This is a genomic window from Proteus sp. FME41 (assembly GCF_014897315.1).
In the GTDB taxonomy this organism is placed as follows: Bacteria; Pseudomonadota; Gammaproteobacteria; order Enterobacterales; family Enterobacteriaceae; genus Proteus.
Genome location: NZ_JABUYL010000001.1, coordinates 316,144 through 330,065 on the forward strand (window position 1 = coordinate 316,144; position 13,922 = coordinate 330,065).

Consider the following 13,922-nt stretch of genomic DNA (forward strand, 5'->3'; position numbering starts at 1 on the left):
ACTCCCAACACATCTTCAGCGTAATCGCTAAAGCTTAAACTGGCGGGCAGGTTAAGATAAAAGAAAAACCACAGTTTGGGAATAGAGTGGTTCCATTCAGTAAGACTACCCTTTATTATCCCTGAACACTTCGCATTAGCAACAGGAACAGCACAGATTTCATGTACAATTCTGTCTCATTTTATATAGGGCTCCGTTATATGCGGGGTCGTGCGATCGATAAGTTCGGTCGTTTCGTCTCATGGCTATCTGCTTTAGGGATAATGTTAGGTGTAGCGGCACTGATCACAGTGACTTCTGTCATGAATGGCTTTGAACGCTCACTACAAGAAAGTATTCTTGCTTATATCCCACAAGCAATAGTGACATCACCTAACGGGCAATTACCCCGACAATCTACTATAGCTGAAAATCTATTGACGCGAGAAGGTATCATAAATGTTGTACCTTTAGTCGAAGGTGATGTTGTTTTGCAAAGTAAAGATAACATCAGTGTGGGTGTTATGTTAGGTGTGGAAAAAGCACAAGATGAACCATTAACGAAACATATTCGTTATGGGGATTTTTCCATGCTTAAAGCGGGTGAATATGGTGTGATTTTGGGAAGTGGTTTAGCCAAACAACTCAAGGCGAAAGAAGGCGATAATATCCGCCTTATTGTGCCCAGTGTAAGCCAATTGACGCCGATGGGAAGATTACCCAGCCAACGATTATTTACGGTTAAAGGTGTTTTCCAAAGTGGTGGCGATGCAGACGCCTCTCAAATTTTAGTCAATCAACAAGATGCGGCGCGTTTAATGCGTTATCAACCAGGTAATATAACAGGATGGCGTCTTTTCTTTTCTGATCCCCTCAATATTGATAAATACAGTGCCCAGCCTTTAGCCAACAATTTAAGCTGGAAAGACTGGCGCGAGCGTAAAGGTGAATTTTTCCAAGCCGTTAAAATGGAAAAAAATATGATGGGGTTATTATTAAGCTTAATTATTGCTGTAGCAGCGTTTAATATTATTACCTCGCTTTCATTGTTGGTTATGGAAAAGCAAGGAGAAGTTGCTATTTTGCAAACAATGGGCTTAAAGCGTTCTCAGATTATGTCTATCTTTATGTTACAAGGCGCAGGTGCGGGTATGCTAGGTGCGGTTGCTGGTGGGCTTTTAGGGGCTCTGCTATCAAGCCAATTAAACATCATTATGCCCGCAGTGGGACTTATTCCGCAAGGTGTGGAATTACCTGCAACCCTTGAATGGGGAAGAGTATTTATGATTGGCTTTGCCGCCATTGTTATTTCCCTTTTATCGACTTTATACCCGTCTTGGCGGGCCGCGACTATTCAGCCAGCAGAGGCGCTACGTTATGAGTAATTTTTCTTTTAAACAACCAATGGCATCAGAAAAACAAATGCAAATTGACAAAGATTGTTTATTGGATTGTCACTCCCTTTGTAAACAATACCAAGATGGTTCAATTTCAACTCAGGTACTGAAATCAGTTTCTTTTAAGATGGGGAAAGGTGATTTTTTAGCAATTGTAGGAAGTTCAGGATCAGGTAAAAGTACTTTATTGCATTTATTGGGTGGCTTAGATTCTCCAACATCAGGTGAAGTTTTTTTTAGAGGACAATCACTGAATAAACTCTCCTCTTCAGAAAAAGCTGATTTACGGAATACACAATTGGGCTTTATTTATCAATTTCACCACTTATTACCTGATTTTACCGCACTTGAAAATGTGGCAATGCCATTGATGATTGGGGGCGTTAGTGTCGCAACAGCGAAAGAGAAAGCGATGTCTTTACTTGAAGCGGTTGGGTTAAAAGAGCGTGCTCACCATCGTCCTTCAGAGCTTTCTGGAGGGGAAAGACAACGTGTTGCAATAGCAAGGGCATTGGTTAACGACCCTGCATTAGTGCTTGCTGATGAACCTACTGGTAATCTTGATCAGAAAAATGCAGAAGGAATTTTTGAGCTATTAATTAAGTTAAATAAAGAGAAGCAAACGGCTTTTCTGGTCGTTACGCATGATTTGTCACTGGCGGCACGTTTTCAGCGACAACTTGAAATGAAAGATGGTCAATTAGAGCCACAAAACGTGATTTCAGGAGTGAAATAATGGCGCAATTGCCACTTACTTTAGTGACCGCTTTACGTTTTTCAAGAGGACGAAAACGTGCGGGAATGGTTTCGCTAATCTCTGTTATTTCCACATTGGGCATTATGCTTGGTGTTGCTGTGCTCATTATTGGCTTAAGTGCCATGAATGGATTTGAACGTGAATTAAAAAACCGTATTTTATCTGTCGTACCTCATGGTCAAATTTATTCGGTAGAACAGCCTTTTGTACAATGGCAATCCGCATTACCTCGTATCGAAAATACATCCGGTGTTGTGGCGGCTGCCCCTTATATCTTATTAACAGGGTTGCTAGAGAAAGGCACAGATCTAAAAGCGGTACAAGTAATGGGTGTTTCACCTGAAAAACAGGGTGATATCAGTTTATTACCTCGATATGTGCAAAATAATGCATGGCAAAATTTTAATGCGGGTAAGCAACAAATTATTATTGGGCAAGGTGTTGCTGAGGCATTAAAGATTAAACAGGGCGATTGGTTAACGGTATTAATCCCCAATAATGATGATCCAACTAAGCTATTACAACCGAAACGTATTCGTCTACAAGTCAGTGGTATATTTAAATTGAGTGGAATGCTCGATCATCAATTAGCGTTGATTCCTTTAGCGGATGCTCAACAATATATGGATTATGGGCAAGGTATTACGGGAATTGAAGTCAAAACAGTTGATCCTTTTTTAGCTAATGAAATTATTCATAGCGCAGGTTTAAACAGTAAAGAATATGTTTATGCAAAAAGCTGGATAAGTGACTATGGCTATATGTATAGCGATATCCAGATGATCCGTAGCATTATGTATTTATCCATGATCTTAGTGATTGGTGTGGCCTGTTTTAATATTGTTTCAACGTTGATTATGGCAGTGCGAGATAAAAGCAGTGATATTGCTATTTTACGTACATTAGGGGCACGAGATAGCCATATACGTAATATCTTTTTATGGTACGGCTTATTGTCAGGTATGATTGGGTGTATTGCAGGCGTTATTTTTGGTGTCTTAGTGGCTTATAATTTAACACCTTTAGTTTCTGTTATTGAGTCATTAACAGGGCATAGTGTGTTATCTGGCGATGTCTATTTCGTTGATTTTCTACCTTCAGAAGTACATTTGATAGATGTTTTCTCTGTATTTATTACCACTGTGATCTTAAGCCTGATAGCAAGTTGGTATCCTGCTCGTCGAGCCACTAAACTAGATCCTGCAAGAATTTTAAGTGGACAATAAGTTTATTGACATACAAAAAAGAAAAAACACTTAAAATAGAGAAATCAAAAACGCGGTATTTAAACTTGAAAACCAAGGATTGTAATGATGAAACTTAAACTTCGTCATCGTCGGCTTAGGAAGTTTCGTAAGATTAAAAGTTTACGCAGACAACATTCACGTTGTCGTTATTTTCATTTAACCGATAAAACGGAACATGAAATGAATTTACCCAAAGTTGTCGTATTAACAGGGGCGGGTATTTCTGCTGAATCAGGAATTAAAACATTCCGTTCAGAAGATGGATTATGGGAAGAGCATCGCGTTGAAGATGTTGCAACACCTGAAGGTTATCAACGCAATCCCCAGTTAGTTCAGCAATTTTATAATGAACGCCGTCGCCAATTGCAACAACCTTCAATTCAACCCAATGCTGCGCATTATGCATTAGCGAAACTTGAGCAATATCTCGGTAAAGAAAATTTTCTATTAGTAACTCAAAATATTGATAACTTACATGAAAAAGCAGGTAATCAGCATATTTTGCATATGCATGGTGAGTTACTCAAAGTACGTTGCCCTCAATCTCGTCAAGTTTTTGAATGGAAAGGTGACTTAGAAACAACCGATCACTGTCATTGTTGTCAATTTCCCTCACCATTACGTCCACATATTGTCTGGTTTGGTGAAATGCCAATAGGTATGGAAGAGATTTATCGTGCATTAGCGGAAGCTGATATATTTATCTCTATTGGGACTTCTGGCAATGTATATCCCGCTGCGGGTTTTGTGCATGAAGCTAGATTAACAGGTGCACATACTGTTGAGCTCAATCTTGAGCCAAGTTTGGTTGAAAGCCAGTTTGAAGAAAAACATTATGGACCAGCCAGTCAGGTTGTTGATGAATATGTTCATAAATTGTTTGAATTAATTAATGATCCTAAAGCTGATTTGACGCAATAATTATTTTATAGAGTTCCCTATTATTGTTCTTAGAGAGATCTTAGGGGGCAAAATGGATAAATTATTAGAACGTTTTTTTGAATATATTAATTTTGATACACAATCGAAACCATCTTCAAAAATGTCGCCAAGTAGTGATGGCCAGCTAAAACTTGCAAAGGCATTGGCTCATGAATTAAAAAAACTGGGTTTTACTGATGTAACACTCAGTGACAAAGGATGTGTAATGGCAAGTTTACCATCCAATGTTTCTTGGCCAGTGCCTGTGATTGGCTTTATTTCGCATCTTGATACATCGCCTGATTTTTCAGGTAAGCATGTAAAACCACAAGTACTTGAAGATTATCGCGGTGGTGATATTGCATTAGGTATTGGTGATGAAGTGTTGTCACCCGTCATGTTCCCAATCTTACATTCTATGATTGGTAAAACATTAATTACCACAGACGGAAAAACACTGCTGGGTGCTGATGATAAAGCGGGTATTGCTGAAATTATTACTGCAATGGTGCGGTTAAAAGAAACGAATCGACCACATGGTGAAATTCGCATAGCGTTCACTCCGGATGAAGAAATTGGTCGTGGTGCGCACTATGTTGATTTAGATGCATTTGGTGCTAGCTGGGCTTATACCGTTGATGGTGGTGGTGTAGGTGAACTGGAGTATGAAAACTTCAATGCTGCATCCGTGAATATCAAAATTGTTGGTAATAATGTTCATCCTGGCAGTGCAAAAGGGGTAATGGTAAACGCATTAGGGTTAGCTTCTCGTATTCATCAAGAATTACCTGTTGATGAAACACCAGAAAATACTGATGGTTATGAAGGTTTCTACCACTTGCAAACAATTAAAGGTACGGTAGAAAGAGCGGAGATGCATTATATTATCCGCGATTTTAATCGTAACTTATTTGAAAAACGCAAACAGAATATGATTGCGATTGCTGAAAAAGTAGGTAAAGGATTACACCCAGATTGTTATATTGAGCTGACTATTGATGATAGCTATTACAATATGCATGATAAAGTTGTTCAATTTCCACACATTATTGAAATTGCGAAACAAGCAATGATTGATTGTGATATTGAGCCTAATATCAAGCCTATTCGTGGTGGTACAGATGGTGCTCAGCTTTCTTACCGTGGTTTACCTTGCCCTAATATTTTTACAGGTGGCTATAATTTCCATGGTAAACACGAATTTATCTCTTTAGAAGGAATGGAAGCTGCGGTGAGTGTCATTATGCGTATCGCTGAAATTACCGCTGAAAGAGAAAAGGCAAAAGTCATTAGCTAATTAATGACAGCGTGCTAAATAAGAAAAAATAATAGTCGATATATATCGACTATTATTTTTTTAGTATGATGACATCCGTGATATTTTTTTATTTACGATCTTTGTAATCTTGCTCAACAGAAGATTTCCAGTCTTCATTTAATTCTTTACCTTCAATTTTAGATTGAACAGCTTTATTTACAGATTCATAAGCATTTTCATAACCTTTCGCATCTTGAATATATTGAGTTGAGTTAGAGGGTTTTATGCCAATACTTTCAGCTGCACTGATTGCATCAATATTGGCACCTAAAAAGATAAACTCCCAACCTTTCTCTTTTTCTGCTGAGTTAATTAATGATTTTACCTTTTCGAGCGAGTATTCGTGGCTACTGTTTTCTTCACCATCAGTAATAATAACCATCATTACATTTTTATAAGGCGAATTGGGTTTATTTCCTTCTGTAATGGCACTGCCTACAGCATCTAATAAGGCTGTATTACCACTGGCAAAATACTCTTTTGAGGTTAATGCTTTGACTTTATTAATATCAACGCGATTATGTAATTTCGACGCATTGCTATCAAATAAAATAGTGGTGATATAGACTTTTTCAGGTCGATCCTTATTTTCTGCTAAAATAGTATTAAATCCCCCAATAGTATCTTTTTCATACCCTTGCATCGAGCCACTTTTATCTAGTACAAAAATAATATCCGTTTGTGTTGGTGGTGCTTTCATTTCTGATGTTTCAACTGTTTTTGCAAATACAGCAGTGGGTAAAACAAAGGCAACAATTAAAAAAATAATTTTTTTCATAGCCAGCTCCATTGTTGAAAAAAGGTCATGCTGTAAAATCTGATTTTATCTTAGGGGAGATTGGTAAAATAAAATAGGGGAAATGGCTGAAAAATAATTTGAAATAAATCGAGTGGAGTTACTTAAGCTAAAATAGAGTTATTTCATAATAATAAGAATATTAATTATGAGTTTTTCAAACTTAAAATATACGCTATTTTATTGTAATAGATTGATAAATTAGAGTAAGTTAATTTCATCTATAATTATTGTAAAATGATAATATAAGGATGGTAGAATGGATGCGACATCGGGGAAGTTAGTGAATCCCATAATTGAAAAACAAATTAATATAAGTAACAAAAAAGAGAATATCATTAGTAATGAAAGTAAAACTTTAATTCAAAGGTCTGAAAAACAATCGTTCATTATTATTTCTAGTTATTTATTTATTACTTTTGTAGTTTTATTCTCTTTGTTTACTTCAAACAGCAAGCACACTTTATTACTCTTTTTCTTACAAAGTGCCTTTTTTATTGCAATTCCTTTTTTCTTTCATAATACAAGAGTGCTTTTAAAAGAAGCCGTTAGTTATTTAATACGTTAGAAAAGGGCATGATAGATATATACTGACTAAAAATAAATTTATAATAAAAAGCCCTATTATTAATATGATAGGGCTTTATAATTTAAAGTTATTGGTTATTAATCTTCAAAGTACCAATAACCTTGGTTGATCAACTGTGTTAATAGACGAACAAATTTTGGATCAGATAATGCATCGCCCAAATGTTGTTTATCAATATAATCATATTGGCAAAGCGCATCTGCAGCTTCTATGTGGTTAGTATCTATTAATTCACCATTAACAAAACAGTTATCACCAACACGAAGAGCTCGAATACCATTTAAACGATGAAGTTGTTCACCTTGTTGCAGTAAATCATAAATCTCTGCGTTTTCATATAAAGGTTCTGGAACTGCAAGATCAAGTTCATGACGAGATTGAGAAATAAATTCACCAAACCAATGACGAAATACTTCTGGTTGAGCAAGTAAATCCTCCATCATGTCATGAAGTTTATTTAACTCTTGATGTTGTACTAATGCAGAATTTTCACGCAGTGTTAAATCAGGATCGCTATAACGGTAGCTACCTAAATCATTTGCTAATACATAGTCAGCAAAACCACTGAAAAGTTCACGTGCATTAGGTGCTCTGAAGCCTATTGAATAGTTCAGCGATTCTTCAATTGCATAGCCTTCATGTGGGAATCCAGGTGGGATATAAAGAATATCACCCGGCTCTAATTCTTCATCAATAATGGCATCAAAAGGGTCAACTTGAAGTAAGTCAGGGTGAGGGCAGTGTTGTTTCATCGGAATTTTTTCACCCACACGCCAATGACGACGACCTTGTCCTTGAATAATAAAGACATCGTATTGATCAAGGTGTGGGCCTACACCACCACCAGGAACAGAATAAGAGATCATTAAATCATCAATGCGCCAATCGGGTAATACACGAAATGGTTTCATTAATGCCGCACTAGGAAAATGCCAGTGATCGACGGCTTGTACGAGTAAAGACCAGTCTTTATCACCAAGGCCTTCAAAGTGCTCAAAAGGCCCGTGTTTGACTCCCCATTGTCCGTCTTGACAGCTAACAAGACGGCTATCTACTTCATCTTCCATTGCAAGACCAGCAAGTTCGTCAGGAGATAAAGGATCAACAAAACGTGAGAAGCCGTTTTTAATTAATAAAGGGCGCTTTTGCCAATGGCTTTCGAGAAATGATTGCCAATCTAAATTAAGTTTATAGTCCATTGTGTATATCCTGAATTCGGGAAGCCTAAAATCATAATATAATGAATTCTAACTTCCTGCTAAACATTCCTTTGAGCAATGTGAGTAACCACGAGTAACGCTATCATAACTGAACAGATATCATACGTAATGTCGTGTATTAAGCGGGGAATTTAAAAGAAAACAGTTTTTTTTCAATAAATAAGGCTATTCGCGCTCAGTGGTGAGTTGTTGTTCAGCAAAAATGGCGGTAATACGAGCACCACCTAGAGGGCTATCTGTAATGCTAATCTCACCACTATATTGTTCAATAATATCAACCGCAATAGATAAGCCTAAACCTTGTCCCGGACGCAGAGTATCTGCTCTTGTTCCTCGTTGGAAAATAGCCTCTCTTTTTTCAAGGCTGACACCTGGGCCATCATCATCAATAATAATCGTTACACTATTTTCATTATTGCTAACATTGATTTCAACAAATTCTAAGCAGTATTTACAAGCATTATCAAGAATGTTCCCCATCACTTCCATAAAGTCATTCTTTTCACCTAACCACATGATTTCAGGAGAGACGTTTAACGTTAAATCAACACCTTTTGACTGATAAACCTTGCTTAATGCACTACAAAGATTATCCAATAATCCTGATAATGAATGGAGTTTACGTGTGGTAATATCATGATCACCATGAATGGATGCTCGATGTAAATAATATCCTACTTGTTGTGAGATTCGCTCAATTTGATCAAGCATAATCGGTTCTGCTTGTTCTATCGTCATCTGCTTACCTGAACGTAAAGAGCGTAATGTTGATTGCAACACAGCAAGGGGGGTTTTTAAACTATGGGTAAGATCAGATAAACTCGTGCGATATTTGTTATAACGGCTTCGTTCATTGCGTAATAACACATTTAAATTACGGACGACACCTTTTAATTCTGTTGGCGGATTTTCATCCAAATCATTACGTGTGCCTTTTTCTAATGCACTGATTTGTTCGATCACTTGTTTTATTGGCCTTAAGCTCCAGTGTGCAGCAAGCCAAATTAAAGGTACAACTAAAAATAAATTTGCAAGAATAATATATAAAAACCAGTCCCAAACCTGACTGACTTTTTGCATACGTTGAGGAATAGGGTCAATAACAGCGATTGCCATATAAGGCATATTATCAGCCGCAGGATAATGGTTTATGACGACAGAGTGAGTTAAAAATTCATTACTTGAATATTCTTCAAGTCGTTTAAGATAAACACGATATTGAGGTAACTGTTGTAACATTAAACGAGTTGTTCTTACATCAACTGAAATTTCAAATAAGCCCTCCTCATGGCGCCACTTATGTTTAATGCTATCTGGAATGGCGTTAGGTAAATCTGAAGGTGTCCATAATACATTACCTTTATCATCAAAAATGACCACCAATGAAGTATTATTGTTATTGAGATTCGTGGGGAACTCGATGCTCAGCTTTTCTTTATTCCACTGAGCTAAGCTGTAATAAAGGTTACTTTGACTCCTCATCAACATGAAGGTTGTTTTATCAACGCTCACAATGGAACCAACAATTGCCACTAGCCCATAAGAGAGCGTGAGTGCCAAGATAATGGCACTAGTCGCAAGTAAAAATCGTGTTCGTAATGAAAAAGGAGAGCGCTGTTTTTTTTGCATACTAAGGTTTCATACTAAGGTTTCATATCAAGTCGGTAGCCTTGCCCGCGCACTGTTACCACAACATCGTCTGGGTATTTTTCTAAGATTTTTTTACGTAATCGCCCCATTAGTACGTCAATAGTATGGCTTTCTTTTAGTTCGGCATCAGGATATAACTGACGCATTAATGCATCTTTGCTAACCACTTTATTTTGATTGCGCATTAATGTTTCTAATATAGTGTATTCAAATGCAGTCAATTTGATTTGCTCACCTGAAATCATGAACTCTTTCCGTGATAAATCCAACTCAAAAGGAGCAATCGAGAGAGTTTGTGAAGCAATTCCCATGTTTCTTCGCATTAATGCCTGAATACGCGCAACAATTTCCTCAAAATGAAAGGGTTTTGTCACATAATCATCCGCCCCCGCATTTAAGGCGGAAACTTTTTCTTGCCAACTTTCACGCGCTGTTAAGACCATTATTGGTAGCGTAATATTATTTTCTCTCCATCTACGGATCAGGCTAATACCATCTTCATCAGGTAACCCTAAGTCCACAATGGCAACATCAGGTGTACCTTGTGTAATAAAACTATCTGCTTCTTTGGCATCTTCTGCGGCATCAACTTGATGGCCTGCATCTCGAAATTGCACAGATAGGTGATGGCGAAGTAAGATATTGTCTTCAATAATTAAGATCCGCATTATTCCACCTTGAGTACAATCGGTAAAAATATACCGTTGTAAAATAAATATAGGAAATGATAGTCAATCTATCAGATAAAAATATGAGGTTATCATAGACAATCTATCACCTAAAAAACACTGTAGCCTGTAAAGTGTTTAGGTTGTAGATAGCTTTCTTTGTTTTTTGTGATAAAAAAAGGCAGAAATTATCTGCCTTTTGAAACTAATTAATTAGTTTAATTTGTCAACAAGCTGAGTTGCGAAACCAATATAGCTTTCAGGTTTCATTGCTTTTAAGCGTATTTTTTCGTTTTCTGGTAATTCTAAACCATCAATGAAAATAGCCATATCTTGTTCGGTGATACGTTTACCACGTGTTAATTCTTTCAGTTTTTCATAAGGTTTCTCAATACCATAACGACGCATTACCGTTTGAATTGGTTCAGCTAATACTTCCCAATTACAGTCTAGCTCTTCACGGAGATGTTTTTCATTTACTTCAAGCTTATTTAAGCCTTTCATTGTTGATTGGTAAGCAATGAGCGCATACCCCATACCTACACCTAAATTACGCAGCACTGTCGAGTCTGTTAAGTCACGTTGCCAGCGAGAAAGGGGTAACTTACTAGACAGATGCCCCATTACCGCATTGGCTAACCCTAGGTTGCCTTCAGAGTTTTCAAAGTCAATTGGGTTCACTTTATGTGGCATGGTTGATGAACCAATTTCACCTGCAATTGTTTTTTGTTTGAAGTGGTTCAGTGCCACATAGCCCCAAATATCACGATCGAAATCGATCAAAATAGTATTGAATCGGCTAATACAATCAAAAAGTTCTGCAATATAATCATGGGGTTCAATTTGAGTAGTGTATGGATTCCATGTAATACCTAATGAAGTCACAAATTCTTCACTAAATTGATGCCAGTTTATTTCAGGATAAGCCGCTAAATGTGCATTATAGTTACCGACAGCACCATTGATTTTACCTAAGATTTCAACTTGGGTAAGTTGACGATATTGGCGCTCCATACGATAAGCCACGTTAGCGAACTCTTTACCAACCGTTGAAGGTGTCGCGGGTTGACCATGCGTACGTGAAAGCAGTGGTAACTCACGGTATTCTTGCGCCATTTTACTAATTGTATCAATAAGTTCACGCCATGCAGGTAGCAGGATCTCTTGGCGGGCTGTTTCTAGCATAATGGCATGAGACAGATTATTAATATCTTCAGAAGTACAAGCAAAGTGAATAAATTCAGAAACCTGATGTAAAGCAGGGATGGTCGCCACTTTTTCTTTTAAGAAATATTCTACAGCTTTTACGTCGTGGTTAGTGGTGCGTTCGATAGTTTTAATACGTGCAGCATCTTCTTCATTGAAGTTAGCGACAATCGCATCAAGGTAATCGTTTGCGTTTTTTTCAAAGGCGGGAACTTCTTTAATGTCGGCGCAAGATGCCAGCTTTTGCAGCCAGCGAACTTCTACCTGTACACGGAATTTCAGAAGACCGAATTCACTAAAAATAGAACGTAACGACGAAGTTTTACTACCGTAACGACCGTCAATCGGTGAAATCGCTGTCAGCGAAGATAATTCCATTGTTGGCAACTCCCAGGTTGAATTAAAGTATTAACATTGAGCGAGAAAATCATCAGCTTGTCGTAGGATAGTCTTTTGATGCAATAAAAAGTCAAAACGACGACCACCCACTTGACGCCAGAGCACAGCACTACGAATACCTGTCAGTAACAATGCTCTCACTTTAGCTTGAATAATAGGGTTTTTTAGCAGTTCAATAGAGCCATGAACCTGAATACGAGGGCCAACAGGACTTACGGCATCAACATAAACACCAGCAAGGGCATTAAATACTCCCTCAGACATAGGCTCAAAATAGCTTTTTTGACGCTCTAATTGAGAAATTTTTTGTGATAAACGCGAGCTATAATCATCATTTCGACCGATTAAGCGTTCTAAGTTAATTAAACCTTGCTGATAGGTCATCAACTCAAGCGTTAATTTTTCTCGTCTCACTGCTTGATGAATGGCTTTTAATGTCTGAAACCCTAACTTTAGATGGCTGATTTGATTACCATAAACATCTAGTGTTGAAGTTGGATTGATATTAAAAATACTGTTAACCATGACTTCAACATCATTCTCGTTCGCATTGCCTTGGTAAGCAATTTGTTGAACAAGACGACTTGCTTGGCAGATGCCTGCCAGAGCAAGGGTTATATCACGAAAATCTTTAGCCACGTCTACTCCTGAATACGAGTTTCAATAATACCGCCACCTAAACAGACTTCGCCTTGATAAAAGACGGCTGATTGCCCCGGTGTTACAGCGGCAACAGGATAATCAAAGCGGACTTCAATTTTATCTTCACCTAATGGCGTTACTGTACACGCAATATCAGGTTGGCGATATCGTGTTTTAACAGTGCAGCGAAACGCCTCAGTGATTGGCTCTCTTGATACCCAATGTAACTGTTGAGCAATTAAACCCACAGACATTAGTCTTGGATGCTCATGACCTTGGGCTACAACAAGAATGTTGTTCTCAAGTTCTTTATCAACGACATACCATGGATCATCACCGCCATCTTTTGTTCCACCAATACCCAAACCTTTACGTTGGCCTAATGTGTGGTACATCAGTCCTTGATGTTCACCAATAGTTTCACCATCAACGGTGACGATTGGACCCGGTTTAGCGGGAAGGTAGCGCGATAAGAAATCGGTAAATTTGCGTTCACCAATAAAACAAATACCGGTTGAGTCTTTTTTCTTTGCTGTTGCTAAATCAAGTTTTTCAGCAATTTTTCTCACTTCAGGTTTTTCCATTTCCCCAACAGGGAAAAGGCTTTGTGCGATTTGCTCATGGCTTAATGTGTATAAGAAATAGCTCTGGTCTTTATTATTATCGACACCACGAAGTAATTGGCTTTTGCCATTGATATCACGACGGCGAACATAATGGCCTGTTGCGATATAATCAGCACCCAAATCTTCTGCTGCATATTCCAAAAATGCTTTAAATTTTATTTCTTTATTGCATAGAATATCAGGGTTAGGAGTACGACCTGCTTTATATTCAGATAAAAAATGCTCAAAAACATTATCCCAATATTCAGCAGCAAAATTGATGGTATGAAGTTCGATACCAAGCTTATCGCACACAGCTTGCGCATCGGCAAGATCAGTAGAGGCTGAGCAATATTCTGTATCGTCGTCTTCTTCCCAGTTCTTCATAAACAGACCAATGACCTGATATCCCTGTTCCTTAAGAAGATAGGCTGAGACGGATGAATCTACGCCACCGGACATTCCTACGATGACTTTTTTTTGGCTGTTATCTGACATGACTGGATCTCACTGCGGAAAAATAAGCGC

The 13,922-nt window shown here is 37.8% G+C and carries 13 protein-coding genes; 6 read left to right on the plus strand and 7 right to left on the minus strand.

Going from position 1 to position 13,922, the window contains the following annotated elements; genetic code table 11:
- Window positions 1–161 precede the first annotated feature (161 nt).
- The 5 genes from lolC to pepT all read left to right on the plus strand — a co-directional run bounded on the left by lolC (window position 162) and on the right by pepT (window position 5,598).
- Window positions 162–1,364 carry a lipoprotein-releasing ABC transporter permease subunit LolC gene (gene lolC, locus INT04_RS01460; protein WP_193014381.1) on the plus strand — a complete coding sequence of 401 codons (1,203 nt, stop codon included), beginning with the start codon at window positions 162–164 and terminating at the stop codon, window positions 1,362–1,364.
- A gap of 37 nt (window positions 1,365–1,401) precedes the next feature.
- The gene (lolD, locus tag INT04_RS01465) at window positions 1,402–2,112 is read left to right on the plus strand and encodes a lipoprotein-releasing ABC transporter ATP-binding protein LolD (RefSeq protein WP_193014596.1); all 711 of its coding nucleotides are present in this window, start codon (window positions 1,402–1,404) and stop codon (window positions 2,110–2,112) included.
- Window positions 2,112–3,359: a lipoprotein-releasing ABC transporter permease subunit LolE gene (lolE, locus tag INT04_RS01470; RefSeq protein ID WP_193014382.1), complete on the plus strand. Its 1,248-nt coding sequence runs from the start codon at window positions 2,112–2,114 to the stop codon at window positions 3,357–3,359. Before lolD ends, lolE begins: the two co-directional genes overlap by 1 nt.
- 84 nt (window positions 3,360–3,443) lie before the next feature.
- Complete coding sequence (gene cobB, locus INT04_RS01475; RefSeq protein ID WP_193014383.1) at window positions 3,444–4,301, plus strand: Sir2 family NAD+-dependent deacetylase; 858 nt, start codon at window positions 3,444–3,446, stop codon at window positions 4,299–4,301.
- Window positions 4,302–4,353: 52 nt separating this feature from the next.
- The gene (gene pepT / locus INT04_RS01480) at window positions 4,354–5,598 is read left to right on the plus strand and encodes a peptidase T (protein ID WP_193014384.1); all 1,245 of its coding nucleotides are present in this window, start codon (window positions 4,354–4,356) and stop codon (window positions 5,596–5,598) included.
- A gap of 88 nt (window positions 5,599–5,686) precedes the next feature.
- Here the strand turns inward: pepT and INT04_RS01485 are convergent, their stop codons facing one another.
- A complete protein-coding gene (locus tag INT04_RS01485) occupies window positions 5,687–6,397 on the minus strand; it encodes a vWA domain-containing protein (RefSeq protein WP_193014385.1) in 711 nt (236 codons plus the stop codon).
- A gap of 277 nt (window positions 6,398–6,674) precedes the next feature.
- On the opposite strand from INT04_RS01485, the gene INT04_RS01490 reads away from it, so the two are divergent.
- On the plus strand, window positions 6,675–6,983 hold the full coding sequence (locus tag INT04_RS01490) for a hypothetical protein (RefSeq protein ID WP_193014386.1): 309 nt from the start codon (window positions 6,675–6,677) through the stop codon (window positions 6,981–6,983).
- Between the two features lie 98 nt (window positions 6,984–7,081).
- Here the strand turns inward: INT04_RS01490 and INT04_RS01495 are convergent, their stop codons facing one another.
- The 6 genes from INT04_RS01495 to mnmA form a co-directional block, all read right to left on the minus strand.
- A complete protein-coding gene (locus INT04_RS01495; RefSeq protein WP_193014387.1) occupies window positions 7,082–8,203 on the minus strand; it encodes a cupin domain-containing protein in 1,122 nt (373 codons plus the stop codon).
- A gap of 186 nt (window positions 8,204–8,389) precedes the next feature.
- A complete protein-coding gene (gene phoQ / locus INT04_RS01500) occupies window positions 8,390–9,853 on the minus strand; it encodes a two-component system sensor histidine kinase PhoQ (RefSeq protein WP_193014388.1) in 1,464 nt (487 codons plus the stop codon).
- Window positions 9,854–9,867: 14 nt separating this feature from the next.
- Window positions 9,868–10,542 (minus strand): two-component system response regulator PhoP, encoded by a 675-nt coding sequence (gene phoP, locus INT04_RS01505; RefSeq protein WP_193014389.1) that lies wholly within the window; start codon window positions 10,540–10,542, stop codon window positions 9,868–9,870.
- 213 nt (window positions 10,543–10,755) lie between these two features.
- The gene (purB, locus tag INT04_RS01510) at window positions 10,756–12,126 is read right to left on the minus strand and encodes an adenylosuccinate lyase (protein ID WP_193014390.1); all 1,371 of its coding nucleotides are present in this window, start codon (window positions 12,124–12,126) and stop codon (window positions 10,756–10,758) included.
- A 30-nt stretch (window positions 12,127–12,156) separates the two neighbouring features.
- Window positions 12,157–12,786 carry a high frequency lysogenization protein HflD gene (hflD, locus tag INT04_RS01515; RefSeq protein ID WP_193014391.1) on the minus strand — a complete coding sequence of 210 codons (630 nt, stop codon included), beginning with the start codon at window positions 12,784–12,786 and terminating at the stop codon, window positions 12,157–12,159.
- A gap of 2 nt (window positions 12,787–12,788) precedes the next feature.
- A complete protein-coding gene (mnmA, locus tag INT04_RS01520; RefSeq protein ID WP_193014392.1) occupies window positions 12,789–13,892 on the minus strand; it encodes a tRNA 2-thiouridine(34) synthase MnmA in 1,104 nt (367 codons plus the stop codon).
- Between the last annotated feature and the right edge of the window lie 30 nt (window positions 13,893–13,922).